This is a genomic window from Roseococcus thiosulfatophilus (genome assembly GCF_017311575.1).
GTDB classification, from domain to species: Bacteria; Pseudomonadota; Alphaproteobacteria; order Acetobacterales; family Acetobacteraceae; genus Roseococcus; species Roseococcus thiosulfatophilus.
On sequence record NZ_JAFFQY010000002.1, the window covers coordinates 84,476 to 110,151 of the forward strand.

The 25,676-nt window shown below is 70.1% G+C and carries 26 protein-coding genes; 4 read left to right on the forward strand and 22 right to left on the reverse strand.

The window, feature by feature from the left end:
• Positions 1-47: 47 nt before the first annotated feature.
• The 8 genes from carB to carA are packed head-to-tail and all read right to left on the reverse strand — an operon-like array spanning position 48 to position 7,271.
• Positions 48-3,305, reverse strand: coding sequence for a carbamoyl-phosphate synthase large subunit (gene carB, locus JTN19_RS01275; protein WP_206929379.1), 3,258 nt, complete (start codon positions 3,303-3,305; stop codon positions 48-50).
• 2 nt (positions 3,306-3,307) lie between these two features.
• Positions 3,308-3,568, reverse strand: a complete 261-nt coding sequence (locus JTN19_RS01280) for a hypothetical protein (RefSeq protein ID WP_206929381.1) — start codon at positions 3,566-3,568, stop codon at positions 3,308-3,310.
• Positions 3,565-3,834 carry a hypothetical protein gene (locus tag JTN19_RS01285; protein ID WP_206929383.1) on the reverse strand — a complete coding sequence of 90 codons (270 nt, stop codon included), beginning with the start codon at positions 3,832-3,834 and terminating at the stop codon, positions 3,565-3,567. The genes JTN19_RS01280 and JTN19_RS01285 overlap by 4 nt, the downstream gene beginning before the upstream one ends.
• On the reverse strand, positions 3,831-4,097 hold the full coding sequence (locus tag JTN19_RS01290; RefSeq protein WP_206929385.1) for a hypothetical protein: 267 nt from the start codon (positions 4,095-4,097) through the stop codon (positions 3,831-3,833). The genes JTN19_RS01285 and JTN19_RS01290 overlap by 4 nt, the downstream gene beginning before the upstream one ends.
• The gene (locus JTN19_RS01295) at positions 4,097-4,735 is read right to left on the reverse strand and encodes a LysE family translocator (protein WP_206929387.1); all 639 of its coding nucleotides are present in this window, start codon (positions 4,733-4,735) and stop codon (positions 4,097-4,099) included. Before JTN19_RS01295 ends, JTN19_RS01290 begins: the two co-directional genes overlap by 1 nt.
• A gap of 4 nt (positions 4,736-4,739) precedes the next feature.
• The gene (locus JTN19_RS01300; protein WP_206929389.1) at positions 4,740-5,114 is read right to left on the reverse strand and encodes a hypothetical protein; all 375 of its coding nucleotides are present in this window, start codon (positions 5,112-5,114) and stop codon (positions 4,740-4,742) included.
• A 2-nt stretch (positions 5,115-5,116) separates the two neighbouring features.
• Positions 5,117-5,875: an SDR family NAD(P)-dependent oxidoreductase gene (locus JTN19_RS01305; protein ID WP_206929391.1), complete on the reverse strand. Its 759-nt coding sequence runs from the start codon at positions 5,873-5,875 to the stop codon at positions 5,117-5,119.
• Positions 5,876-5,897: 22 nt separating this feature from the next.
• Positions 5,898-7,271, reverse strand: a complete 1,374-nt coding sequence (gene carA, locus JTN19_RS01310) for a glutamine-hydrolyzing carbamoyl-phosphate synthase small subunit (protein WP_206929393.1) — start codon at positions 7,269-7,271, stop codon at positions 5,898-5,900.
• Between the two features lie 86 nt (positions 7,272-7,357).
• Here carA and JTN19_RS01315 point away from each other — a divergent pair, with 86 nt between their 5' ends.
• Complete coding sequence (locus tag JTN19_RS01315; protein ID WP_206929394.1) at positions 7,358-7,810, forward strand: GatB/YqeY domain-containing protein; 453 nt, start codon at positions 7,358-7,360, stop codon at positions 7,808-7,810.
• A gap of 244 nt (positions 7,811-8,054) precedes the next feature.
• Here JTN19_RS01315 and JTN19_RS01320 read toward each other — a convergent pair whose 3' ends face one another.
• Positions 8,055-8,933, reverse strand: coding sequence for a methyltransferase domain-containing protein (locus JTN19_RS01320; protein WP_206929396.1), 879 nt, complete (start codon positions 8,931-8,933; stop codon positions 8,055-8,057).
• 67 nt (positions 8,934-9,000) lie between these two features.
• On the opposite strand from JTN19_RS01320, the gene JTN19_RS01325 reads away from it, so the two are divergent.
• From JTN19_RS01325 to JTN19_RS01335, 3 genes are read left to right on the forward strand one after another with little or no spacing between them, the layout of a single operon-like run.
• Positions 9,001-9,615, forward strand: coding sequence for a cysteine dioxygenase family protein (locus JTN19_RS01325; protein ID WP_206929398.1), 615 nt, complete (start codon positions 9,001-9,003; stop codon positions 9,613-9,615).
• Positions 9,615-11,150: a rhodanese-like domain-containing protein gene (locus tag JTN19_RS01330; RefSeq protein WP_206929399.1), complete on the forward strand. Its 1,536-nt coding sequence runs from the start codon at positions 9,615-9,617 to the stop codon at positions 11,148-11,150. The genes JTN19_RS01325 and JTN19_RS01330 overlap by 1 nt, the downstream gene beginning before the upstream one ends.
• Complete coding sequence (locus JTN19_RS01335; RefSeq protein ID WP_206929401.1) at positions 11,144-11,911, forward strand: ComF family protein; 768 nt, start codon at positions 11,144-11,146, stop codon at positions 11,909-11,911. Before JTN19_RS01330 ends, JTN19_RS01335 begins: the two co-directional genes overlap by 7 nt.
• 39 nt (positions 11,912-11,950) lie before the next feature.
• On the opposite strand, the gene JTN19_RS01340 is transcribed toward JTN19_RS01335, so the two are convergent.
• The 13 genes from JTN19_RS01340 to JTN19_RS01400 all read right to left on the reverse strand — a co-directional run bounded on the left by JTN19_RS01340 (position 11,951) and on the right by JTN19_RS01400 (position 25,659).
• Complete coding sequence (locus JTN19_RS01340) at positions 11,951-12,346, reverse strand: carboxymuconolactone decarboxylase family protein (RefSeq protein ID WP_206929402.1); 396 nt, start codon at positions 12,344-12,346, stop codon at positions 11,951-11,953.
• A gap of 84 nt (positions 12,347-12,430) precedes the next feature.
• Entirely contained in the window at positions 12,431-12,829 is a 399-nt protein-coding gene (locus tag JTN19_RS01345) for a carboxymuconolactone decarboxylase family protein (protein WP_206929404.1), read from the reverse strand.
• Positions 12,819-13,631, reverse strand: a complete 813-nt coding sequence (locus tag JTN19_RS01350; protein WP_408901842.1) for an RNA methyltransferase — start codon at positions 13,629-13,631, stop codon at positions 12,819-12,821. The genes JTN19_RS01345 and JTN19_RS01350 overlap by 11 nt, the downstream gene beginning before the upstream one ends.
• Before the next feature lie 132 nt (positions 13,632-13,763).
• The gene (gene cysS, locus JTN19_RS01355) at positions 13,764-15,176 is read right to left on the reverse strand and encodes a cysteine--tRNA ligase (RefSeq protein ID WP_206929406.1); all 1,413 of its coding nucleotides are present in this window, start codon (positions 15,174-15,176) and stop codon (positions 13,764-13,766) included.
• Between the two features lie 115 nt (positions 15,177-15,291).
• A complete protein-coding gene (gltX, locus tag JTN19_RS01360; protein WP_206929408.1) occupies positions 15,292-16,626 on the reverse strand; it encodes a glutamate--tRNA ligase in 1,335 nt (444 codons plus the stop codon).
• A gap of 7 nt (positions 16,627-16,633) precedes the next feature.
• Positions 16,634-17,008 carry a hypothetical protein gene (locus JTN19_RS01365; protein ID WP_206929410.1) on the reverse strand — a complete coding sequence of 125 codons (375 nt, stop codon included), beginning with the start codon at positions 17,006-17,008 and terminating at the stop codon, positions 16,634-16,636.
• Positions 17,005-18,669, reverse strand: a complete 1,665-nt coding sequence (locus JTN19_RS01370; protein WP_206929412.1) for an NAD+ synthase — start codon at positions 18,667-18,669, stop codon at positions 17,005-17,007. Before JTN19_RS01370 ends, JTN19_RS01365 begins: the two co-directional genes overlap by 4 nt.
• A 36-nt stretch (positions 18,670-18,705) precedes the next feature.
• Complete coding sequence (locus tag JTN19_RS01375) at positions 18,706-19,836, reverse strand: beta/alpha barrel domain-containing protein (RefSeq protein ID WP_206929414.1); 1,131 nt, start codon at positions 19,834-19,836, stop codon at positions 18,706-18,708.
• A 5-nt stretch (positions 19,837-19,841) separates the two neighbouring features.
• Positions 19,842-21,224, reverse strand: a complete 1,383-nt coding sequence (locus JTN19_RS01380) for a class II 3-deoxy-7-phosphoheptulonate synthase (protein WP_206929416.1) — start codon at positions 21,222-21,224, stop codon at positions 19,842-19,844.
• 68 nt (positions 21,225-21,292) lie between these two features.
• On the reverse strand, positions 21,293-22,675 hold the full coding sequence (gene gorA, locus JTN19_RS01385; RefSeq protein ID WP_206929425.1) for a glutathione-disulfide reductase: 1,383 nt from the start codon (positions 22,673-22,675) through the stop codon (positions 21,293-21,295).
• A 69-nt stretch (positions 22,676-22,744) separates the two neighbouring features.
• Positions 22,745-24,070, reverse strand: a complete 1,326-nt coding sequence (locus JTN19_RS01390; protein ID WP_206929427.1) for a TRAP transporter large permease — start codon at positions 24,068-24,070, stop codon at positions 22,745-22,747.
• Positions 24,071-24,085: 15 nt separating this feature from the next.
• Positions 24,086-24,577, reverse strand: a complete 492-nt coding sequence (locus JTN19_RS01395) for a TRAP transporter small permease subunit (RefSeq protein ID WP_206929429.1) — start codon at positions 24,575-24,577, stop codon at positions 24,086-24,088.
• Positions 24,574-25,659, reverse strand: coding sequence for a TRAP transporter substrate-binding protein (locus JTN19_RS01400; RefSeq protein WP_206929431.1), 1,086 nt, complete (start codon positions 25,657-25,659; stop codon positions 24,574-24,576). The genes JTN19_RS01395 and JTN19_RS01400 overlap by 4 nt, the downstream gene beginning before the upstream one ends.
• Between the last annotated feature and the right edge of the window lie 17 nt (positions 25,660-25,676).

The following is a 25,676-nucleotide window of genomic DNA, read 5'->3' on the forward strand; positions in this document are numbered from 1 at the left end:
CGACGAAGGGGGGAGGGGTGGGTGCCTGATCGCCCCCACCCGTGAGGTCAGAATGACGTGGTAGAGTAGGATTGGAGGGGCGCCACATCAAGACTCTGCGTGCGCAGCGCCGTGATCGCCCCCACCGCCGCGCGGGCACCCGCCATGGTTGTGTAGTGCGGCACCCCCTGGGTCAAGGCTGAGCGGCGGATGTCGAAGCTGTCCGACACGCTGCGCCCGCCGCCCGAGGTGTTGATGACCAGCTGGATCTCGCCGGACTTGATGGCATCCACGCAATGCGGCCGGCCCTCCAGCACCTTGTTCACCAGCGCGACCTCAAGCCCCGCCTCGCGCAGGCGGGACGCCGTGCCGCGGGTGGCCATGATGCGGAAGCCGAGGTCCGACAGGCGCCGCGCCAGGCCCACGGCGGCGGCCTTGTCGCCCTCGCGCACGCTGATGAAGGCGGTGCCGGATTCGGGCAGCTTCACCCCCGCCCCCATCTGCGACTTGAGGAAGGCGCGCTCGAAGCTGGTGTCGAGGCCCATGACCTCGCCGGTGGACTTCATCTCGGGGCCGAGCAGCACGTCCACGCCGGGGAAGCGGTTGAAGGGGAAGACCGCCTCCTTCACCGCGACATGGCCGGACACCGCGTCGTCATCCAGCTTGAACTCCGCGAGCTTCGCGCCGGCCATGACGCGCGCGCCGATCTTGGCGACGGCCACGCCCGTGGCCTTGGCCACGAAGGGCACGGTGCGGCTGGCGCGGGGGTTCACCTCCAGCACGTAGATTTCGCCATCCTTCACCGCGTATTGCACGTTCATCAGGCCACGCACCTTGAGCGCGCGGGCCATGGCCTCCGTCTCGGCCTTGAGTTCCGTCACGATGGAGGGCGGGAGCGAATAGGGCGGAAGCGAGCAGGCGCTGTCACCCGAATGGATGCCGGCCTCCTCGATATGCTCCATGACGCCCGCCACATAGACCTGGCCATCGGCGTCGGCGATGCAGTCCACATCCACCTCGATCGCGTCCTGGAGATACTGGTCGATCAGGATGGGGTTCTCACCGGAGACGCGCACCGCCTCCACGCCGAAGCGGCGCAGTTGCTCGGCATTGTGGGCGATCTCCATGGCCCGCCCGCCCAGCACGTAGCTCGGGCGGACCACCACCGGGTAGCCGATGCGCGCGGCCTCGGCCTCCGCCTCGTCCAGCGTGCGGGCGGTGCCGTTCTGCGGCTGCTTGAGGCCCAGGCCGCGCAGCAGAAGCTGGAAGCGTTCGCGGTCCTCGGCGATGTCAATCGCCTCGGCGCTGGTGCCCAGGATGGGAATGCCGGCCTTGTCGAGCGCCTGGGAGAGCTTCAGCGGCGTCTGCCCGCCGTACTGCACGATGCAGCCCATCACCTCGCCGCTCTCCTGCTCGCGGCGGATCAGGGCGATCACGTCCTCGGGCGTCAGCGGTTCGAAGTAGAGGCGGTCGGAGGTGTCGTAGTCGGTGCTGACCGTCTCGGGGTTGCAGTTGACCATGATGGTCTCGAAGCCTGCCCCGCCATGCTTGGCGGACAGCGCATAGCAGGCATGGACGCAGCAATAGTCGAACTCGATGCCCTGGCCGATGCGGTTGGGCCCGCCGCCCAGGATGACCACCTTCTTCGCGTTCGTGGGGCGGGATTCGCAGACGGGGTCGCCATAGCCGCCCTCATAGGTCGAATACATGTAGGGCGTGTCGGAGGCGAATTCCGCCGCGCAGGTGTCGATGCGCTTGTAGACGGGGCGCACGCCCAAGCCTTCGCGCGCCGCGGCCACCGCCTCCTCCTTCTGGCCCGTGATGCGGGCGAGCTGCTTGTCGGAGAAGCCCAGCGCCTTCACCGCGCGCAGCGCCTGGGCGGTGCGGGGCAGGCCGTTTTCGCGGACCACCTTCTCGGCGTCCACGATGCGCGCGATCTCGCGGATGAACCACGGGTCGAACTTGCAGGCGGCGTGGATGGCATCCACCGACATGCCGGCCCGCAGCGCCTGGGCCACGGTCAGGATGCGGTCGGGGCGGGGCGAGGCGAGGCTGGCGTGGAAGGCCTCGAAGCTGCCATCGCCCGGGGGGGCTTCCTCGTCGAGGCCCGAAAGCCCCGTCTCCAGGCTCCGCAGCCCCTTCTGCAGGGCTTCCGCGAAGGAACGCCCGATGGCCATGGCCTCGCCCACGCTCTTCATGGAGGTGGTGAGTGTGGCCGGCGTGCCGGGGAATTTTTCAAACGTGAAGCGCGGGATCTTCACCACCACATAGTCGATCGTCGGCTCGAAGCTGGCCGGCGTCACCATGGTGATGTCGTTCTTCAGCTCGTCCAGCGTGTAGCCGACGGCGAGCTTGGCCGCGATCTTGGCGATGGGAAAACCCGTGGCCTTGGACGCCAGCGCGGAGGAACGCGACACGCGCGGGTTCATCTCGATGATGACCATGCGGCCATCGGCCGGGTTGATGCCGAACTGCACGTTCGACCCGCCCGTGTCGACGCCGATCTCGCGCAGGCAGGCGATGGAGGCGTCGCGCATGCGCTGGTATTCGCGGTCGGTCAGCGTCAGGGCGGGGGCGATGGTCACGCTGTCGCCGGTGTGCACGCCCATCGGGTCCAGATTCTCGATGGAGCAGATGATGATGCAGTTGTCCGCGCGGTCGCGGACCACCTCCATCTCGAACTCCTTCCAGCCGAGCACGCTTTCCTCGACCAGCACTTCGTTGGTCATGGAGGCGTCGAGGCCGGCGGCGATGATCTGCTCGAACTCCTCGCGGTTGTAGGCGATGCCGCCGCCCGTGCCGCCCAGCGTGAAGGAAGGCCGGATCACGCAGGGCAGGCCCACCTGTTCGAGGGCCGCGCGGGCTTCGTCCATGCTGTGCGCGATGGCGCTGCGGGGGCTCTCGATGCCGATCTTGCTCATGGCATCGCGGAACTTCTGGCGGTCCTCGGCCTTGTCGATGACCTCGGCCTTGGCGCCGATCAGCTCGCAGCCGTATTTCGTGAGAACGCCCGCCGCGTCCAGCTTCAGCGCGGTGTTGAGCGCGGTCTGGCCGCCCATGGTGGGCAGCAGCGCGTCGGGGCGTTCCTTGGCGATGATCTTCTCGACCACCTCGGGCGTGATGGGCTCGATATAGGTCGCGTCCGCCAGGCCGGGGTCGGTCATGATGGTGGCGGGGTTGGAGTTCACCAGGATGACGCGATAGCCCTCGGCGCGCAGCGCCTTGCAGGCCTGGGCGCCCGAATAGTCGAACTCGCAGGCCTGGCCGATGACGATCGGCCCGGCGCCGATGATGAGGATGGATTGGATGTCGGTGCGCTTGGGCATGGTCAGCCGCCTGTGTTGCGCCGCGCCAGGAAGACCAGCAGCGCGGGGGTGAGGATGTGGCCCGGGATCACGAACACCCACCAGGTGACGTGCCAGGGCGCGGGGATGAGAAGGGTCAGCAGCAGGTGGGCGGCGAGCGAGGCCGCGGCCGCCGCCAGGATGCCCGGCGTGCCGGGCCAGCGCCGCTGCGTGACGCGCGAGAGCATGGTCACGACCAGCCCCGTGTAGAGCAGCCCCTGCAGGATGATGAGAATCTGGGTCACGCTTGCCCCCCCTTTTCCTGTTTCCAGGCCGACCACAGCAGGGCCGGCAGCAGCAGCAGATGCGGCACGCCCCAGAGGGCGAAGGCGGTGGGCACGTGCTCGGGCTCCAGCATCAGCAGGGTGACGCTGTGGACGATGCAGGACAGGGCGAAGGCGCCGATGGCCGCGCGCAGCGGGCGCATCAGCTTCTTCAGCGAATGCGCCATCCAGAACAGCACCAGGCCCGAATAGCCCAGCGCCATGAGGCCGAGGAGGAAGCCGGTCATCGCGCCACCCTGCCCTTCCACCACAGCACCAGCGCCGCGATGCCGTGCGACACGCCGACCAGGATCACCACGGGCCACGGGTTGCCCGGCGGCGCGAAGCCGATGGCGTGCAGCAGCAGGCCCAGCATGAGCATGGAGGTGCCGAAGGCCACGCTGCGCCGGCGGATGAAGCCGCCGAGCGCGATGACCGTGACCAGCGCCACCAGCGTCGTGCCCGCCAGCAGCGCGCCGAGCGCGAAGAGGGTGAGAAGGGTATCAGCCATCAGCCGCTCCGCCCATCGGTCAGTGCCAGCTTCACCGCGATCAGCGCCAGCGCGCCGCCCAGCAGCCAGCGCTGCACCGCCATCCAGCCCGGGTTGCTGCCCAGGAAGCGCGCGGTGGCCGCCGCACCCCGCACCAGCACCGCGTCGAAGGCGGTGCAAAGGCCAATCTGCACCGCGCCCAATATCGCCGCCTGCACGAAGACATTGCCCCGCGCGGGGTCGAGGAAGGGCGGCAGCACCGCCACATAGAACAGCGCCACCTTGGGGTTCAGCGCGGCGGTGGCGAAGCCCACGGCGAACAACCGCCCATCCGGCTCGGCCGGCAGGGCGCGGGGCGCGAAGAGCGGCTCGCCCCCCGGCCGCACGCATTGCCAGGCCAGCCACATGAGATAGGCCGCGCCGCCAAGCCGCAGCGCATCCCAGGCATAGGGGATGGCGAGCAACGCCGCGGTGATGCCCGCCGCCGCGCAGAGCATGATGGCGAGCGACCCCGCCTGGCAGCCGATCAGCGAAACCATTCCCGCCCGCGTCCCCTGCGCGAGCGAGCGCGACACCAGGTAGAGCATGTTCGGGCCCGGCGTGATGGCGAGCCCCAGCGAAAGGGCGGCGAAGACCAGCAGCGTGTCCAGCGAAGGCATGCGCTCAGCCCTCCAGCAGCCGGCGCAGCATCGGCTCCACATCGCGCTTGCCCTGACCCATGGCGCGTTCGATCTCGTCCACGGCGCGCAGCGCGGGGGTGAGGCCGTGTTCGCCCAGCTCGATCAGCCCGGCGGTGCTGAGGCGTTCCAGCGCCGTCTCCAGCACGTTGCGGCCGAATTGCAGGTTCTGCTCGCGCCGGGGGTAAGGGGAGAGACGGCTGCGGAGCTTGTCCAGCGCCGCGCCATCAATGGGCGAGACATCCTCGCGCCACAGCTTGTAGCTGGCCAGCAGCAGGAACTGCTCGGTGGCGCGCAGCGAGAGCACGCGCGGATGCGCGGCCGACAGCTCCTCGAAGCGCATCCAGGCGGGCAGTTCCATGGTCAGCCCTGAATCGAGTAGCCGCCATCCACCGCGATGGATGTGCCCGTGATGTAGGCGGCGGCGTCGGAGGCGTAGAAGGCCGCAATCCCCTCGAAATCCTCGGGCGTGCCCCAGCGGCCGGCGGGGGCGCGGGCGCGCACATTCTCGTCCAGGCCCGGAATGTCGCGGCGGGCGCCGCGCGTCAGGTCGGTGTCGATCCAGCCCGGCAGCACGCAGTTCACCGTGATGCCGTCCTTGGCCCAGGCCGTGGCGAGGGACTTGGTCAACTGCACCACCGCCCCCTTGGAGGAGGCATAGGCCGCGTGCAGCGGCATGCCGAAGATGGAGAGCATGGAGCCGTTGTTGATCACGCGCCCCACGCCCCCGGCCTTGAGGTAGGGGTGCGCCGCCTGGGCCGCGAACATCGCGCTCGTCAGGTTGGTGTTCAGCACCGTGTGCCAGTCCTGCAGCATCACCTGCTCGGGCGGGCGGCGGATATTGGTGCCGGCATTGTTCACCAGGATGTCGAGGCGCCCCAGCACCTCCACGCAGCGGGCCACCATGGCCTTCAGCGAGTCCGGGTCGGTGACGTCCACCTCCACGCTGGCGGCGGTGGCGCCGAGTTCCTCCAGCGCCGTGACGGCCGCCGCGTTCTTGGCCGGGTCGCGCCCGGCCACCATCACGGCGGCGCCATTGCGTGCCAGCCCCCGCGCGAAGCCGAGCCCGATGCCGCCATTGCCCCCGGTGACGAGGGCCACGCGCCCTGACAGGTCGAACATCGCAAACCCCTCCCTTTGTGGTTCAGGCCGCCTTGGCCTCCGCCATCATCGCCACGAAGCGGTGGAAGAGGTAGTGGCTGTCGCTGGGGCCGGGGCTGGCCTCGGGGTGGTATTGCACGCTGAAGGCCGGGCGGTCGGTGGCCGCGATGCCCTCATTGCTGCCGTCGAAGAGGCTGATGTGGGTCACCTTGGCCGTGGAAGGCAGGGTGGAGGCATCCACCGCGAAGCCATGGTTCTGGCTGGTGATTTCCACCTTGCCGGTGGCGAGGTCCTGCACGGGCTGGTTGGCGCCCCGATGCCCGCGGTCCAGCTTGTAGGTGCGCGCGCCCAGCGCCAGCGCCAGCAATTGATGGCCCAGGCAGATGCCGAAGGTGGGAATGCGCGCATCCAGCACCGCCTGGATGGCGGGCACGGCATAGGCGCCGGTCGCCGCCGGGTCGCCGGGGCCGTTGGAGAGAAACACGCCGTCGGGCTTTTCGCGGAGAATATCCTCGGCGGTGGCGGTGGCGGGCAGCACGGTCACGGCACAGCCGGCATCGGCCAGGCAGCGCAGGATGTTGCGCTTGGCGCCATAATCCAGCGCCACCACGCGGAAGCGCGGGGCCTCCTGCTTGCCGAAGCCCGTGCCCCAGGACCAGCGTGTCTCCTCCCAGGCATAGGATTGGCGGGCGGTGACGTCCTTCGCCAGGTCCATCCCCTCCAGGCCGGGCCAGGACTTCGCCTGCGCGACCAGGGCCGGGATGTCGAAGCGGCCATCGGCCGGGAAGGCCAGCACGCCATTGGGCGCGCCGCCATCGCGGATGCGGATGGTCAGCGCCCGCGTGTCCACGCCCGCGATGCCGGGAATGTTGTGGCGCTTCAGCCAATCCTGCAGGTGCGCCGTGGCGCGGTAGTTGGCGGGTTCGGTCACGTCCTGCTTCACCACCAGGCCGCGGCAGACGGGGTTGGCCGCCTCCATGTCCTCGGGGTTGGTGCCGACATTGCCGATATGCGGGAAGGTGAAGGCGATGATCTGCGCGGCGTAGGAGGGGTCCGTCAGCGTCTCCTGGTAGCCCGTCATGCCGGTGTTGAAGCAGATCTCGGCCACCGCGGTGCCATGCGCGCCGAAGCCGCGGCCCCAGAAGACGCTCCCATCATCCAGCACCAGGGCGGCGGTGGCACCTTCGGGGGCGGTCTCGGTCATCGGCGTTTCCTTTTGTGGGCGCGGCGTGGAGGAGGGTGCCCCGGGCAGGGCGTCCAGCGGAAGGCCGGTGGCCTGCATCACGGCGGCCCAATGACGGGCGGGGATGGCGCGGGCCTGGCGCCATTTCCGGATAGCCTCGGTTCCCACCTGACAGGTGGCGGCGGCCGCTTCGGCCCCGCCCATGAGGGCGAGGATGTCTTCCACACTGCGCATGGGCTAGACTATGTGGGAAATCACTTCCCACTTCAAGGCGAGATCACACGCCCTGGGAAAAACCCTCCACGCATAGGAAGCCCGCCATGAGCCTGCGCGACCGATTCACCGCCGAACTCAAGACCTCCATGCTCGCCAAGGACGCGCCGCGCACCGCCGCCCTGCGCATGATCACGGCCAAGCTCAAGGACACCGACATCGCCGCCCGCCCCGGTCCGCCGGTGGATGACGCCGCCATCATCGCCATGCTGCGCGGCATGGCGAAGTCGCGGCGCGAATCCGTGGAGCTCTACCGCCAGGGCAACCGGCCGGAACTGGCCGAGAAGGAAGAGGCCGAGATCGCCGTCATCGAATCCTTCCTCCCCCAGCAGATGGACGAGGCCGCCATGGCCGCCGCCGTCCAGCAGGCCGTGGCGGAGGCCGGCGCCACCTCCATCAAGGACATGGGCAAGGTCATGGCCGCCCTGAAAGCCAAGCACGCCGCCAGCCTGGACATGGCCAAGGCCGGCCCGCTGGTGAAGGCGGCTCTAGGCGGGTAAGGGCGCGCCTGGGCCCGCTGGCAGGGGCTGCCGCCCCCGCCAGACCACCCCCGCCAGGGGCCGTGGGCCCCTGACCCCATATGTGATGGCCATTTGCAGGGAGGGGCGTCACAGGCGCGCCTGTGGTCACGAACGCACCATGCCCCTCCCTGCAAATGGCCATGAGACGGGTTCCGAGGGCCAAGGCCCTCGGCGGGAGGGGCCCGGGGAGGGCAGCGCCCTCCCCGGCGGCACCGGGCGCCCCCTACCCCGCCCGGTCGCCCGCCTTGTGTTCCGTGGTGCCCAGGGCGTCGGCCAGGCGGGTGGTGGCGCTGCCGGGGCGGGCGGGCTTTTGCTGGCTGTCATGGGGCGCCCAGCCGGTCATCACCAGCAGGGGCGCATCGTGGCGCAGCGGCAGCCCGGCGAAGGCCCGGGGGAACAGGGCGCGCGGGGGCGTGCGCGGGTCACGGGCGCGGATGGCGTTGGTTTCGCCCGCGGCCCGCAGGTCGGCCACCAGGGCCATGGGGTGGCGCCATTCCAGCGACAACCGGTCCTGGTCCGCCACCGGCAGGGCGAAGCCCGCGCGTTGCAGCAGGGAAGCGAGGTCCCGCAGTTCCGGGAAGGGCGAGACGCGGGGCGAGATGCCGCCGCGGGTTTCGCTCTCGGCGGCGGCCAGGGCTTCGCGCAGCGGTTGCAGCGTGCCGAGGCCGGGCAGGCTGGCCAGGAACAGCCCATCCGGCGCCAGCGCCTGGCGCAGCTGGACCAGCGCGCCGGGCAGGTCATTCACCATGTGCAGGCTGAGGCTGGCCACGATCAGGTCGAAGCTGTGCGGTGCGAAGGGGAGCCATTCCTCATCGGCGGCGAGCGGCATGCCGCCCGCGCGCGCGGCCATGGGGGCGGCGAGGTCCATGGACACGATGAAGGGGATGCCGCGCGCGGCGAGGCGCGGGGCGACGGCGCCGCGCCCGCCGAGATCCAGCGCCCGGGTGAAGCGGCGCGTGGTGTCGTCCAGCCGGTCGAGCAGGATTTCGGCGGCGGCGTCCAGGATGGGCGCCACCTCGTGCACGCGCGGGGCCGCGCGGGCGCGGCGGCGGGCGAGCAGGGTGCGGTCGAAGATCTCGGGTGCGGCTTCCACCGAGTTCATGTGCGGCCCGTGGCGCCCCGGCGCAAGCGGGGGTAGCATCGGGGCCGCATCGAGGAGGAACCGAGCCATGAACACCATGGATGTGAAGGCGGCCCGCACCGCCGCCGTCGCCGCCGCCGTCGGCCGCGTGCGCGAGATCGAGAGCCGCATGGGTGTGACGCGCGAGGCGCTGGAGGCCATCAAGGCCGAGCTGCTGCAACTGGCGGCCCAGGAGCACCTCTTCCCCTCCAGCGAATTCCCGCCCCCGCCCAATGGCGAGAAGGGCAGCAACCGCTATCTGCTGCGCGAGGAGGACAACAACCGCTTCGCCCTCTATCTGAACGCGCTGAACCCCGGCAATTCCACCAAGCCGCATGACCACACCACCTGGGCCGTGGTCGTCGCCGTGGACGGGCAGGAGCTGAACAAGGTCTATGACCGGGTGGATGACGGGTCCGACCCCGCGCGCTGCGAGATGCGCGTGCGCGAGGAGATCATGGTGGAGCCCGGCCGCGGCATCGCGCTGATGCCGGAGGACATCCACTCCATCCACACCACCGGCGAGCGCCCGACGCGCCACCTGCACATGTATGGGCTGGCGCTGGAGAAGCTGGATGGCCGCCGCGCCTTCGACGACAAGACCGGCGAGGTCAGCTTCTACAACAAGAGCTTCATGAAGCCGACCGCCGGCACCGACCGCTGATGCGCCTGGTGGATGCGGCCACGCTGAAGGCGTGGATCGGCGCGGGGCGCGAACTGGCCATCCTCGACGCGCGCGAGGAGGGCGAGTTCGGCCACGGGCACCTGTTCTGGGCTGTCCCCTGCCCGCTCTCCAAGCGGGAACTGCGGGCGCGGGCGCTGCTGCCGCGGCTGGATGCGACGGTGGTCTGCGTGGATGGCGGCGAGGGTTACGCGGAGAAGCTCGCGGCCTTCCTGGAGGGAATCGGCGCAACCGATGTCCATGTGCTGCAAGGCGGCACCCCGGCCTGGGAGGCGGCGGGCTTCGTGGTCTTCACGGGCGTGCATGTGCCCTCCAAGGCCTTCGGCGAATGGGTGGAGCACCACTACGGCACCGAGAGCCTGGACGCGGCGGAGCTGGACGCGCTGGTGAAGGCGGGGACGGACCTCGTCATCCTCGACAGCCGGCCGATGGATGAGTTCCACCGCATGTCCATCCCCGGCGGGGTGAACGTGCCGGGGGGTGAGCTGGCCTATCGCATCGCCGACCTGGTGCCCAACCCCGAGACGACCATCGTCGTGAATTGCGCGGGGCGCACCCGCAGCATCATGGGCGCGGAGAGCCTGCGGCAGGCGGGCGTGCGCAACAAGGTCGTGGCGCTGCGCAACGGCACCATGGGGTGGGAGCTGGCCGGGTTGCAGGTGGCGCGCGGGCAGAGCGCGAGCTATCCGCCCGGCACGCCCGCCTCCGCCGGCCTGGCGCTGGAACGCGCCACGGCCTTCGCGTCCCGCACTGGCGTGCGTGAATGCAGCCGCGCCGAGGCCGAGGCGATGCGCGCCGACCCCTCCCGCACCACCTATACGCTGGATGTCCGCGCGCTGGACGAATACGCGGCCGGGCACATTCCGGGCTTCCGCCACGCGCCCGGCGGGCAGCTGGTGCAGGCCACCGACCAATGGATCGCGGTGCGCGGCGCGCGCGTGATCCTGGCCGACAATGACACGGTGCGCGCGCGGATGAGCGCCTCCTGGCTGCGGCTGATGGGGGGGTGGGAGGTGTTCGTCGTCACCGACCCGCTCTCGGGCCAGCTGGAGACGGGGCCCTGGGTGCCGTCGCTGACGCACACGCCCTCGGCGCCCGTCGTGACGCCGGAGGCGCTGGCCAAGGAGACGGGCGTCACGGTGGTGGATCTCGCGCGGTCCATTGATTTCCGGGCCGGGCATATCCCGGGCAGCGTCTGGGCGGTGCGCGGGCGGCTGCCGGAGATTACGGGGCCGGTCGTCATCACGGCGCCGGACCCGCTGCTGGCGCATCTGGCCGCGGCGGAGACCCTGGGCGCGCGGGTGCTGGAAGGCGGGGTCGCCGCCTGGCGCGCCGCCGGCCTGCCCATCGCCACCGACCGGCAGAACCCCCCAGACGAGGCTTGCGTGGACTGGTATCTGCGCCCCTATGACCGCAACAGCGGCATCGAGGAGGCCATGCACGCCTATCTCTCCTGGGAGATTGACCTGGTGCATGAGGTGGCGCGGGACGGTGACGCGCCCTTCGGGGCTTGGTAGCGGGGGCGTTAAGGCGTCTGGGCCTCGGCGCGCTGGACGCGCTGCTGCCCCCCCATTGCCTGACCTGCGACGCCCCGGTGGACGCGCAGGGCGGGCTCTGCGCCACCTGCTTCGGCAAGCTGGCCTTCGTCTCGGCGCCCTATTGCGCGCGCTGCGGGGTGCCCTTCCCCCATGCGGGCATGGGCACGCCCATGGCCGATGGCGCCTGGTGCGACGCCTGCGTGGAAGCGCCCCCCGCCTTCACCGCTGCCCGCGCGGCGCTGCGCTATGACGCGGGCGCCAAGGCGCTGATCCTGCCCTTCAAGCACCGTGACGCGGTGGAGATGGCCCGCCCCCTCGCCCGCCACATGGCCCGCGCGGGACGCGAATTGCTGGCCGAGGCCGACATGCTGCTGCCCGTGCCGCTGCACCGCTGGCGGCTGTTTGCGCGCCGGCACAACCAGGCGGCGCTGCTGGCGGCGGCGCTGTCGCGCCTGTCGGGCGTGCCGCACCGGCCCCTGCTGCTGCGACGGCTGCGGCGGACGCGGCCCCTGGGCGAGATGGGCGCGCGCGACCGCGCGATGGAGCTGGAAGGCGCCTTCGGCCTGGCACCGGGTGCGGCGCGGTTGCTGGCCGGGCGGCGGGTGGTGCTGGTGGATGACGTGCTGACCAGCGGCGCCACGGCCGATGCCTGCGCCCGCGCCCTGCTGGCGGGCGGCGCGGCGCGCGTGGATGTGCTGGCGGCGGCCAGGGTGCCGGACCCGCGGATGGAGGGCGCCTGATCGGCGCCGACGGCGCGAAGCAGCCGCACCGATCCAGGCTTACAGTTTGCCCTGTTCCTTCAGCACCTGCTCCGCCATCCGCAGCGCATCAATGGCGGCCGGGAAGCCGCAATAGGCGACGGCGTGGGTGAAGACCTCGCTGATCTCCTCCGCCGTGCAGCCATTGTTCAGCGCGGCCACCAGATGGATGCGGAGTTCGTGCGGGTGGTTCAGCGCGCAGAGCATGCCCAGCGTGATCAGGCTGCGCTGCTTGCGGTCCAGATGCGGGCGCGTCCAGAGGGTGGCGTAGGCCATTTCCTCGGACAGGGCGCGGACGGCCTGGTTGAAGGGGGTGGTGCTGGCGTCGCGGGCGTCGGTGTAGGCGGCGCCCAGGATTTCGCGCATCTCCTGCCGCCCGCGGGCGCGCAGGGCGTCGTGGGCTTCCTGTTCGTTCATCTTCGTTCCTCCCGGCTTTGGCCGCGCCAGGTCATTTCGCCACGGCTGGGCGGACGACGCAAACGCCCAAGGGGGAACGTCGCGCTACAGCTTCCCCTCTTCCTTCAGCACCGTCTCCGCCATCCGCAACGCGTCAATGGCGGAGGGAAAGCCGCAATAGGCGACGGCGTGGGTGAAGACCTCGCGGATTTCCTCCGCCGTGCAGCCATTGTTCAGCGCGGCGACGAGATGGATGCGCAACTCCTCCGGATGGTTCAGCGCGCAGAGCATGGCCAGCGTGATGAGGCTGCGCTGCCTGCGGTCCAGATGCGGGCGCGTCCAGAGGCTGGCATAGGCCATCTCCTCCACCAGCGCGGCGACCGGCGCGGTGAAGGGCGTGGTCGCGGCGTCATGCGCCTCGGTGAAGGGGGTGCCCAGGATTTCGCGCATCTCCTGCCGGCCGCGGGCGCGCAACGTGGCGTGGGCCTCGTCTTCAGTCATCATCGGGGGTCCTTGGGGCGTCGGGTTCGGGGCGGCCATGGCGCATGCGGCCGCGCGAGAGCTCGGCCACCACGCCGTGCAGCGTGCGCAGCTCCTGCTCCGTCACTTCGCCACGGGTGAACCAATGGCGCAAATTCCGCACCATGCCGGGGCGCTTCGCCTCGTTGCGGAGAAAGCCGCAGGCGTCCAGCTCCGCGATCAGGTGGCCCATGAAGTTTTCGAGGGAGTCGCGCGTGGCGACGCCGGTCTTGTGGGTCTGCAGCCGCACGGGCAGGGTTTCGTCGGCCGCCACCCACCATTCATAGGCCAGCACCATGACGGCCTGGGCCAGGTTCAATGACGGGAATTCCGGGTTCAGCGGGTAGCGCACCAGCGTGTCGGCACGGGCCAGGTCCTCGGCCTCCAGCCCCGCGCGCTCGGGGCCGAAGAGGATGGCGGTGCGGAGGTTGCGGGCGCGCAGGCTGCGCAGTTCGGTGGCGGCGGCGCGGGCGGTCATGACGGGCATGATGACGTGGCGCGGGCGCGGGCAGGTCGCGAAGACGCGGTGGCAATCGGCGATGGCGTCGTCCACCGTGGGGTGCACGGTGGCGGCGTCCAGGATCCGGTCGGCGCCCGAGGCGGCGGCCCAGGCGCGTTCCTTGGGCCAGCCCTCGCGCGGCGCCACGAGGCGCAGGTGGAACAGCCCGCCATTGGCCATGGCGCGGGCGGTGGTGCCGATGTTCTCGGGCAGTTGCGGGCGGACGAGGACGATGATGGGCGTCTCGCCCTCCGGTACCACGAGGGGGGCGGCGCCTTCCTCGCGCATCAGGCCCGCGTCCGATCGGCCTTGGCGCAGCCAAGGGCGTGAATCGGCCGCGCGGATAGCGTCCGATCGGCCTTGGCGCAGCCAAGGACGTGAATCGGCCGCGAAAGGGGCGGAGTGGCGCCGGTCACGGCGTCACGCCCGCCGCCAGGTCGTGCCGCCGGCGCCATCCTCCAGGATGATGCCCTGGGCCTTGAGGTCGTCGCGGATACGGTCGGCCTCGGCCCAGTTCTTCGCGGCGCGGGCGGCGAGGCGGGCGGCGATGGCGGCTTCGACCTCGGCATCGCCGCCGCCCTGGCGCCAGAGGGCGGCATCGTGCAGGGGCAGGCCCAGGATTTGCGCGGCTTCGAGAATGGCGGCGCGCGCCTCGCCCGGTGCCGGGTCCCAGGCGCTGGGCGTGCGGGCATGCACGGCGGCGGGGGAGCCGCCGACGGAGGCGACGTTCTCCAGCGTGCGGAGGTCGCGCAGGCGGGCCAGCGACAGCGGCGTGTTCAAATCGTCATGCAGGGGTTCCAGCACCCAGTCCACCATGGCGGCGGGTGCTTCGGCCTCGGGCGCGGGGCGGGCCAGCATGGCGTAGAAGTCGTCCAGTTCCGCCTTGCACTCGTCCAGCGCGGCCAGGGTGAAATCCAGCGCGGAGCGGTAATGCGTGCGCAGCAGCAACAGGCGAAAGGCCTCGCCCGCCCAGGACCCGCGCGCTAGCACGTCCTGCACGGTCATGAAGTTGCCGAGGCTCTTCGACATCTTCTCGCCATCCACCAGCAACATGCCGTTGTGCAGCCAGGTGTGGGCCATGAAGGGGGTGCCGAAGGCGGCGCGGGATTGGGCCACCTCGTTCTCATGGTGGGGGAAGAGCAGGTCATGCCCGCCGCCATGGATGTCGAAGGTCTCGCCCAGATGCCGCCAGGACATGGCGGAGCATTCGATATGCCAGCCCGGACGCCCGCGGCCCCAGGGGCTGTCCCAGCCGGGGGTGTCGGCGTCGGAGGGCTTCCACAGCACGAAATCGCCGGGGTCGCGCTTGTAGGGGGCCACGTCCACGCGGGCGCCGGCCAGCAGCTCATCCTGGTTGCGGCCGGAGAGCTTCCCGTAATCCGCGAAGCTGCCCACGCTGAACAGCACATGGCCTTCCGCCGCATAGGCGTGGCCGCGGGCGATCAGCTTTTCCGTAAGCTGGATCATCTCCGCGATGTGGCCGGTGGCCGTCGGCTCCACATCGGGGGGCAGGCAGTTCAGGGCGGCCATGTCGCGGTGGAAATCGGCCGTGGTGCGGCTGGTGATGGCGCTGATGGGCTGGCCGGTCTCGCGCGCGCGGGCGTTGATCTTGTCGTCCACGTCCGTGATGTTCCGCGCATAGGTCACGCGCGGATAGAGGCGCCGCAGCAGGCGGGCCAGCACGTCGAAGACCACCACGGGGCGGGCGTTGCCCAGATGCGCCAGGTCATAGACGGTGGGGCCGCAGACATAGAGGCGCACATGGCCGGCATCGAGCGGCGTGAACGCCTCCTCGCGCCGGGTCAGGCTGTTGTGGAAGCGAAGCTGGGGCATCTGGGAAATCCGTGAGGGCATGGGCTGGCGGGCGCGCGGCAGGTGGCGCGATGTCGTCAGCGACAGGTCTTGCTCTGGCCCATGCGGGGGTTATGCGCCCGCTTGGGCCCTTGTTTCAAGGCTGGAGCGAGGCCGCCAGCCGCGCCTCGGTCCGCGCGCGGCCGATCAGCGGCAGAAGCTGCTTCATGTCGGGGCCCTGGTCCTCGCCCGTCAAGGCGCGGCGCAGCGGCAGGAACAGCCCCTTCCCCTTGCGGCCGCTGATGGCCTTGAGCGCGTTGGTCCAGGCGGTCCAGGTCGCGTCGTCCCAGGGTTCGGCGGGCAGGTTCTCGCTTGCATGGGCCAGGTATTCGGCCTCATCGGGCTGCGAGATGGGGGCGATGTGGCCCTGCACCACCTCCCACCAGTGCTTGGCCTCGGGCAGCGTGTCGAGATTGCCGCGCACCGCGTCCCAGAAGGCCTCGGTGGCGCCCTCGGGCAGGCGGGGGGCGATCTCCGCGAAGGGCAGCGCGTGCAGCAGCTTGCGGTTCAGCCCCATCATCTGCCGCGGGTCGAAGCGCGGCGAGGAATGGGAGACGGCGCCAAGGTCGAAGCCGTTCAGCAGGTCACGCGGCGCCCCCGGCACGGGGTCGTGCGAGGTGCCCAGCCCCGCCAGGTAGCCCGTGATGGAGGCCGCCTCGATCCCGTCGCGGCGCAGCTGCCGCAGCGAGAGGGACCCGATGCGCTTGGACAGCGGCCCGCCATCGGCATCCGTCAGCAGCGGCAGGTGCGCGAAGGCCAGCTTGCGCGGATCACCGCCCAGCGCCGCGAAGAGGTCGAGCTGGATGCCCGTGTTGGTCACATGGTCCTCGCCCCGGATCACATGGGTGATGCCCATGTCCAAGTCGTCCACCACGGAGGTGAAGGTGTAGAGGGGCGAGCCATCGGCGCGCACCAGCACCGGGTCGCTGATGGCGGTGAGCTTCACCGCGCGGCGGCCCAGCACATGGTCCTGCCATTCGACCGTGGTGTTGGACAGCTTGAAGCGCCAATAGGGCACTTTGCCATTGGCCATGGCGCGGGAAAGCTGCTCCGGCGTCATCTTGAGGGCCGCGCGGTCATAGAGGGGCGGGCGGCCGGCGCGGCGCTGCTGCTCGCGCTTATAGGCGAGTTCCTCCTCGCTCTCGAGGCAGGGGTAGAGGCGGCCCGAGGCCTTCAGCGCCTCGGCGGCGGCGGCGTAGCGGTCCAGCCGGTCGGACTGCCGGACCAGCTCATCCCAGTCGAGGCCGAGCCAGCGGAGGTCCTCCTCGATCGCCTCGGCATAGTCCTGGCGGGAGCGCTGGGTGTCGGTGTCGTCCAGCCGCAGCAGCAGGTGGCCGCCGGATTTGCGGGCGAAGAGCCAGTTGGCGAGCGCGATGCGGGCATTGCCCACATGCAGATGCCCCGTGGGAGAGGGGGCGAAGCGGAGTTTCATCTGGGGCCTATTCCTCGCCGTCGTCTTCGGCGGCGTCGCCGCGCGGGTCGAGCATGCGCCAGTTGCGCTCCTCCCGGTCGCGGCAGGGGGTGGCGGTGAAATGGGCGAGTTCGGTGGCGCTTTTCCAGGCGCCGTCCTCCACGCCGCCCACCTCGGCATCCTCACCGAAGGCGAACCAGGCGTCGCGCACCTGCTCGGGCGTCATGCCGCGGGCGCGGCAGATTTCGACACTGTCGCGCACACGCCGGCGGGCGAAGGCATTGGCGTGGGCGAGCGAGGTAAAGCCGCGCACCACCTCCACCGGCTCCGTGCCATTGGCGCCGGAGAGGTCCAGGATGCGGACCTCCAGCCCCTCCGGCGGGGCGAGCAATTCCTCGCTCATGCGATCAGCCCCGTGAAGCCGTTGGTGATGGGGTAGCGGCGGTCGCGGCCGAAGGCGCGGCGGCCGATCTTCACGCCGGGGGGCGCCTGGCGGCGCTTGTATTCCGCGCGGTCCAGCATGCGCCAGACGCGCAAGACCAGGGCGCGGTCGAAGCCCTTGGCCACCATCTCATCCACGCCGCGCTCCTCCTCGACGAGGCCCATGAGGAGGGCGTCCAGCACGTCATAGGGCGGCAGGGTGTCCTGGTCCTTCTGGTCGGGCTTGAGCTCGGCGCTGGGGGGCTTGGTGATCACGCGGTCGGGCATCACGGGGCCGTGGGGGCCCAGCGCGTCGTGCGGGACATTCGCGTTGCGCCAGCGGCAGACGGCGAAGACGTCGGTCTTGTAGACATCCTTCAGCACGGAATAGCCGCCGCACATGTCGCCATAGATGGTGGCGTAGCCCGTGCTCATCTCGCTCTTGTTGCCGGTGGTCAGCAGCATGTCGCCGAACTTGTTGGACATGGCCATCAGCGTCACGCCACGGATGCGGGACTGGATGTTCTCCTCCGTGATGTCCGGCGGGCGGTTGCCGAAGGCCGGCGCCAGCATGGCGGCGAAGGCCTCCATGGCGGGGCCGATATTCACGCTCTCATAGCGGATGCCCAGCAGGCGGGCGCATTCCGCCGCATCCTCTAGGCTTTCCGCGCTGGTGTAGGGCGAGGGCAGCATGACCGCCCGCACCCGGTCCGGTCCCAGCGCATCGGCGGCCACGGCGGCGGAGAGGGCGCTGTCAATGCCGCCCGACAGCCCCAGCACGATGCCGGGAAAGCCGTTCTTCTCCACATAGTCGCGCAGGCCGAGCGTCATGGCCGCGTAGATCTGCGCCTCATGGCCCAGCGGCTTGGCCAGCGGCTGGGCTTCGCAGCGCCACCCCTCCCCTTCCCGCACCCAGTCGGTGACGACCATGGTCTCGGTGAAGGAGGGCAGGCGCACGGCCAGGCTGCGGTCGGCGTTCAGCACGAAGCTGGCGCCGTCGAAGACCAGCTCATCCTGCCCGCAATTCTGGTTGAGGAAGATGAAGGGCAACCCCGTCTCCACCACCCGCGACACCGCGAGGTCAATGCGCGCCTCGCTCTTGTCCACCTCGAAGGGGGAGCCGTTGATGGCGAGCAGCAGTTCCGCGCCGGATTCCACCAGGGTTTCCGAGACGGCGGGGAACCACCAATCCTCGCAGATCATCAGCCCAATGCGGGTGCCGCGGAACACCACGGGGCCGGGGGCCGGGCCCGCGTCGAAGACGCGCTTGTCGTCGAAGACGCCGTAATTGGGCAGTTCGTGCTTGGCGCGGCGGGCCACGACCTTGCCGCCATCCAGCAGGTAGGCGGCGTTGTAGAGTTTTCCCGAATCCCTCCAGGGGCCGCCCACGATCAGGCCGGGCCCGCCATCGGCGGTGTCCGCCGCCAAGGCTTCGATCTCGGCCAAGCACATGTCGTAGAAGGCGGGCTTCAGCACCAAATCCTCGGGCGGATAGCCCGCGATGCTGAATTCGGGCGTCACCAGCAGGTCCGCGCCCTGGGCGGCCGCCTCGGCGCGGAGCCGGCGGATCTTGGCGGCGTTGGTCCGCAGCGCGCCCTCATGGGGGTTCATCTGCGCGAGGGCGATGCGGAGGCGCTGGGTCATGGCGTGGAAGTAGGCAGGGTGCGGGGCGCGGTCAATTCAACTCCCACGCCTTTGCCCGTTCTTCCGCAGCAGGAATTCGCGGCCCACCTTCACCCGCGCCACCCCGTCATAGTCCACGATGTCGGCGGTGGCGTAGGTCTCGCTCCAGAGGTCAGGGATGAAGCTGCCGGTGCCGACCAGGTCGAGCGGCGCCCGCGCCTCGGCCATCACGCGGCACTTGCCCACCCCGAAGCCCGAGGAGCCCACGATGCGGACCTTGGGATAGCCCGCCGCGTCCAGCGCCTCGCGCACGCGCCAGATGGCGGCGGCGGAGACGCCGGTGCCGACCAGGTGGCGCAGCTCGGTTTCACTGCGATAGCGGCGGATGGCCGCCGGCGCGTGGCGTTCCAGCACCGCATAGCTCTCGGCCGGATCGAGCCCCTCCAGGAACCGCCCGCCATGGGTGTCCAGCCGCACGGCCATCCGGCCCGCCGCCGCCAGTTCGGGGAAGCGGGCGCAGACGGCCAGGCTGTCCGTCACCTCCTGGCCGAAATAATCCACCAGGACCGTCAGATCGTCCTCGGGGTAGGTGGCGTGGAACATCTCGGCGGCGCGCAGCGTGGAGCCCGCATAGCCGATCAGCGCATGCGGCATGGTGCCGCGCCCGGCCTTGGCGCCGAACCAATGCGCCGTCGCGTCATTGGCATTGCCGATGAAGCCGCGCGCGCCCTCGCGCCGGGCGGCCGCGCTGCCCACGCTGGCGGCATAGGCCATCATCTCCTGCATCTCCTGGCCGGCGCAGTGGCGCGCCTCCATGGCCAGGAAGGCGGTGCCGGGCAGTTCGAGGCACATCTGGTAGGCGTTGTGCGCGGCCACGCAGGCCGGGCCCAGCTTCTGGAGATAGAGCGTTTCCAGATCGGCCAGTGCGGCGAAGGAACCGGTGAGGTAGAGCAACGGATCACCCGCCCCCACCCAGGAGCCCTCGGGGTATTTCACCTCGATCTCGATGGGCGTGCCACGCCGCGCCGAGACGGCCTCCAGGAACTCCACCGCCAGCCGGGGGGCCGAAACCACCGGCCGGCGCAGGAACACCGCGTAGGTGACGCGCGCATCGCCGAATTTCTCGACGATGCGGCGGGTGCGGTTGAAATAGCTGTCGGTCCGCCCCGCGATCTCGTCATCCCGCATGGGCGCTACTGCGCGGCCCGGGCGGGGATGCGCTCGGGGCGGGCGCGGTGGGCCTTCAATTCCTCGGCGATGAGGAAGGCCAGTTCCAGCGACTGCTCGGCGTTCAGGCGCGGGTCGCAGAAGGTGGCGTAGTTGGCCGAGAGGTCGGCGGCCGTCAGCTTCTGGGCACCGCCCACGCATTCCGTCACGTCGCGGCCGGTCATTTCCACATGCACGCCGCCGGCATGGGCGCCCTCGGCCGCCATCACGTCGAAGAAGCGGCGCACCTCGTCCAGGATGGCGTCGAAGCTGCGGGTCTTGTAGCCGTTCTGGGTGGTGGTGTTGCCGTGCATGGGGTCGCACAGCCAGGCCACCTGGCGCCCGGCCTCGCGCACCGCGCGCACCAGCGGCGCCAGCTTCGTCTCGACCTTCTCCGCCCCCATCCGGGAGATGAGCGTGAGGCGCCCGGCCTCATTGCGCGGGTTCAGGATTTCCGTGAGCCGCACCAGCTCGCCCGCATCCATCGTGGGGCCCACCTTCATGCCGATGGGGTTGGCCACGCCGCGCAGGAATTCCACATGCGCGCCGTCCGGCTGGCGCGTGCGGTCGCCGATCCAGAGGAAATGCGCGCTGCACGCATAGGTGCGGTGGTGGGTGCTGCTCTGGCGGGTCAGCGCCTCCTCATAGGGAAGCAGCAGGCTTTCATGGCTGGTGTAGAAGGCCGTCTCGCGGATCTGGGGCGCGTTGTCGCTGTTCATGCCGCAGGCGGCCATGAAGCGCAGCGTCTCATCAATCCGGTTGGACAGGCCCTCATACTGGTCGGCGAGCGGCGAGCGCGCCACGAAGTCGAGGTTCCAGCGATGGACCTGGTGCAGGTCGGCGAAGCCGCCGGTGGCGAAGGCGCGCAGCAGGTTCAGCGTGCCGGCCGATTGCAGATAGGCGAATTCCATCCGCGCGGGGTCGGGCACCCGGGCCTCGGGCGTGAAGGCCGCGCCATTGATGATGTCGCCGCGGTAGGAGGGCAGCGTCACGCCGTCCTGGGTTTCGACATCGCTGCTGCGGGGCTTGGCGAACTGCCCCGCCATGCGGCCGAGCTTCACCACCGGCATGCCGGCGCCGAAGGTCAGCACGACCGCCATCTGCAACAGCACCTTGAAGCTGTCGCGGATGGCATCGGCATGGAAGTCGGCGAAGCTTTCGGCGCAGTCACCCCCCTGGAGGACGAAGGCCTGGCCTTGGGCAGCTTCGGCGAGCGCGGCCTTCAATCGCTCGCACTCGCCCGCAAAAACCAGCGGCGGAAAGGTCTTGACCTTGGCTTCCATGGCGGCGAGGGCCGCCGTGTCGGGATAGTCCGGCACTTGCCGGATAGGCATCTGCCGCCAGGAATCGGGGCGCCATTCACGCGCCATGGCCGTCACTCCAGTGAAGAAAGGTCCATGACACTAGGACAGGCCCGGGCGCGTGGCTACCTCTGGGCCTATTCCGCCGCGTCAGCGGTGACCCCCGCGACACGCGTGCGTGTGCGCAGCGTCACGAGTTCCTCGGCCGCCGTGGGGTGGATGCCGATGGTCCGGTCGAAATCCGCCTTGGTGGCGCCCATCCGGACGGCGATGCCGATGCCCTGCATGATCTCGGCCGCATCCTCGCCCACCATGTGCGCGCCCAGGATGCGCTGGCTTTGCTGGCAGACCACCAGCTTCATCATCACCCGCATGCCCTCGCGCTTCGTGATGGTGTGGCGCATGGGGGTGAAGCGGGTGAGGTAGATGTCCACGGGGCCCCGCCGCGCCGCCTCCTCCTCGCTCATCCCCACCGTGCCCACGGGGGGCGAGGTGAAGATGGCCGTCGGCACGTTCTCATAGCTGGCCCGGCGGGGGTTGCCGCCGTAAAGGCTGTCGGCCAGCGCGTGCCCAACGGCCGTCGCCATGGGGGTGAGGTTCAGCCGGTCCGTCACGTCGCCGATGGCGTGGATGTGGGGAATGTTGGTCGCGTGGTCCTCATCCACCGGGATGGCGCCGCCCTCGGCCACATTCACCCCGGCCCGCTCCAGCCCCAGCCCCTCGGTGTTGGGGGCGCGGCCGGTGCAGAAGAAGACCGCATCCACCTCGCGCATGCCGTTGTTGGAGAGGCCGAGCAGGATGCGCCCCTCCGGCAGGCGCTGCAGGCGGGTGGCGTTCACGCCCCCCTCCATGCGGATGCCCTGGGCCGTCATGGCCTCCGTCAGGCAGAGACGCACGTCATTGTCGAAGCCGCGCAGCACCTGGGGGGAGCGGTGGAAGACCTCCACCTCCGCCCCCAGCCCGTGCAGCAGGCAGGCGAATTCGAGCGCGATGTAGCCCGCGCCCAGGATGGCGACCTTCTTCGGCAAGGCCGGCAGGGTGAACAGGTCGTCGCTGATGAGGCCCAGTTCCGCGCCCGGAATGTCGAGCCGCGTGGCCCGCCCGCCGGTCGCGATCACGATGCGTTCGGCGGTGACGCGCTGGTCGCCGACGCGCAGCGTGTGCGCGTCCTCGAAGGTCGCGCGGGCGTCGAAGCTGGTGACGCCCGCCCCCTGCAGCAGGCGGCCATAGATGCCGGAAAGCCGCGTGACCTCCGCATCGCGCGCGGCGGCGAGCTTCGCCCAGTCATGCGCGCCCTTCGTGATGTCCCAGCCGAAGGCCGCGGCGTCCTCGGCCCAGCGGCCATATTCGGCGGCCTGGACCATCAGCTTCTTGGGCACGCAGCCGACATTGACGCAGGTGCCGCCCCAGAAGCGTTCCTCGGCCACGGCCACGCGGGCGCCATGGCCCGCCGCGATGCGCGCCAGCCGCACCCCGCCCGAGCCGCCGCCGATGACGAAGAGGTCGAAATCATAGGGCATGGGCGGGGTTCCTGGGCCGTTGCGTCACCCCGCCCATGTAGGCGCTCCCTTCCCGCAATGAAACCGGGGCTACCAGCCGATGGCGCGCGGCAGCCAGGTGGCCAGTGCGGGAAAGGCGAACACCGCCCCCACCGCCAGGATCTGCAAGGCCACGAAGGGGATGACGCCGCGGTAGATCTCGCCCGTGGTGATTTCGGGCGGGGCCGCGCCGCGCAGGAAGAACAGCGCCCAGCCGAAGGGCGGCGTCAGGAAGGAGGTCTGGAGCATCACGGCGATCAGCGCCGCCAGCCACACCGGGTCCACGCCGGAACTCGCGAAGATGGGCAGGAAGAGGGGGACCGCGATGTAGCTGATCTCGATCCATTCCAGGAAGAAGCCCAGCACGAAGATCAGCAGCAGCATGAACAGGATGTCGGTGTTCACGCCCCCGGGGAGGAAGGCGAAGAGGTCCTCCACCAGCTGTTCGCCCCGCAGGCCGCGGAAGGCCAGGGCGAAGACCTGCGCGCAGATGAGGACGAACATCATCATGGCCGTGATGCGCGCGGCGGCGGCGGCACTCTCCCACAGCAGGGTCGCGTTGAAGCGCCGGCCCAGCGCCGTCACCACCACCGCGCCCAAGGCGCCCATCGCCGCCGCTTCCGTGGGGGCCGCGATGCCGCCGATGATGGAGCCCAGCACGGCGATGATGAGGCCCACCGGCGGCAGCACCACCCGCAGCAGCCGCAGGATGAGCTGGCGCGTGTCGATCAGCGCGCGTTCCTCGGCCGGCACGGGCGGCGCCATGTCGGGCCGCACCATGCCGAGGATGATGACATAGGCCGCGAACATGCCGGCCAGCAGCAGGCCCGGGAACACCGCGGCGGCGAAGAGCGTGCCGACCGAGAGGTTCATGATGTCCGCCATCAGGATCAGGATGAGCGAGGGCGGGATGATCTGCCCGAGCGTGCCGGAGGCGCAGATGACGCCGCAGGCCAGGCCCCGGTCATAGCCGCGGCTCATCATGGCCGGCAGTGCCAGCAACGCGAGTGTGACGACCGTGGCGCCCACGATGCCCGTGGTCGCCCCCATCAGCACGCCCACAAAGACGACGCCGAGCGCCAACCCCCCCCGCAGATTGCCCGCGAGGCGGCCCACCACGGCCATGAGGTCCTCCGCCAGGCGGGACTTTTCCAGCATCACCCCCATGAAGACGAAGAGGGGAATGGCCAGCAGGGTGTAGTTCGTCACCACGCCGAAGATGCGCGCCGGCAGCAGGTTGAACAGCATGGGCCCGAAGCCCAGCCAGCCAAAGACGAAGCCCGAGATGGCGAGCGTCAGCGCCACCGGCACGCCAACCAGCAGCAGCGCGAAGAACGCAAGCAGCATGGCGATTGCGTAGATTTCCTGGATCGGCATGAAGGGGGTCCGGTGTCAGCGCCGCAATTGCGGCGCGAGGCGGAGGAGAAGGGCGGTGAACTGCAGCGCCAGCAGCGCGAAGCCCAAGGGAATGAACCCCTTCAGGATGTAGCGCGCATCAATGCCGCCCGGATTGGCCGAGCCCTCATTCTGCGCCCAGGACTGCATGACATAGCGCCAGGACAGCCAGATGACGGCCACGCACACCAGCAGCCCGGCGAGGCAGGAGAGGAACTCCACCCGCCGCTGCCACACCTCGCTCATGCGGGCATAGAGCACGTCCACCCGCACATGCTCGCCATGCTTGAGCGCCCAGGCGGCCCCCAGCAGCGCGATGGGTGACATCAGGTGCCATTCCAGCTCCTGTGCCCAGACGCTGCCGGTGGCGAAGCCGTAGCGCAGCAGCACATTGCCCGCCATGACCAGCACCAGCCCGATGAGGGCCACGGCGGAGAGGCGGCCGAGCCATTCGACCGCCCCCTCCAGCGTGTCGGCGAGGCGCGTCACGCTTCGCGGATCTTGTTGTGGTAGGGCACCTCGGAATAGCGCGACCAGGCGTCGAAGCGCGCCTTGTAGGCCATGTAGCTCTCATGCACGCGGCGGGTGACGGCGTCGCGCGCGATGGCGGCTTCTAGCACCTTCGCATTCTCCTCGCGCAGGCGGGCCACCACGGCGTCCGGCAGTTCCTTGGCCTCCACGCCGTGGTTGCGGATCAGGTCCTCCATCGCGTCGGCGTTGTTCTTCTGGCACCAGGCCTCGGAGATCACGTTGCAGGCGGCGACCGCGTTCTCGACGATGGCCTTGAGGTCATTGGGCAGGCGGGCCCAGGCGGCCTTGTTGATGGTGAGCTCCGACGCCGTCGCCGTCTCGTGCCAGCCCGTCGTGTAGTAGTGCTTGGCGACGCGGTGCAGGCCGAGCTGCCGGTCGAGATAGGGGCCCACGAATTCGGCGGCATCAATCACGCCGCGTTCCAGCGCGGGGAACAGCTCGCCCGGCGGCAGCAGGCGCACATCCACGCCCAGCGCCTGGTAGACGCGGCCCGCGAGGCCTGGGATGCGCATCTTGAGGCCGCGAAGGTCCTCGACCGTGTTGATGGGGCGGCGGAACCAGCCCGTCATCTGCACGCCCGTGTTGCCGCAGAGGAAGGGGACGAGGTTGAAGCGGTCATAGACCTCGCGCCAGAGGTCGAGGCCGCCGCCATCATACATCCAGCCGTTCAGCCCCTGGAAATTCAGGCCGAAGGGGACGGCGGTGAAGTACTGCGCGGCGAAGGTCTTGCCGGTCCAGAAATAGGCGTTGGCGTAGTTCATCTCGACGATGCCGGCGCTGACGGCGTCGAAGCCCTCGGCGGCGGGGATCAGTTCGCCCGCGCCGAAGAACTGGATGCGGATGCGGTTGTTGGACATGCGCTGGATGCGATCGATCAGGTCGCGCGCGGAGCCCGGGCCGGTGGAGTAGAAGGCCGCCTGGGGGCCGTAGAAGCTGGTCATGCGCCAGTTGAAGGTGGTCTGCGCGGTGACGACGGCGGGGGTGGCGAGGCTGCCCGCGATGCCGCCCGCGGCGGCGCCCAGCATCATGCGACGGTTCATGTGGTCTCTCCGGCCGG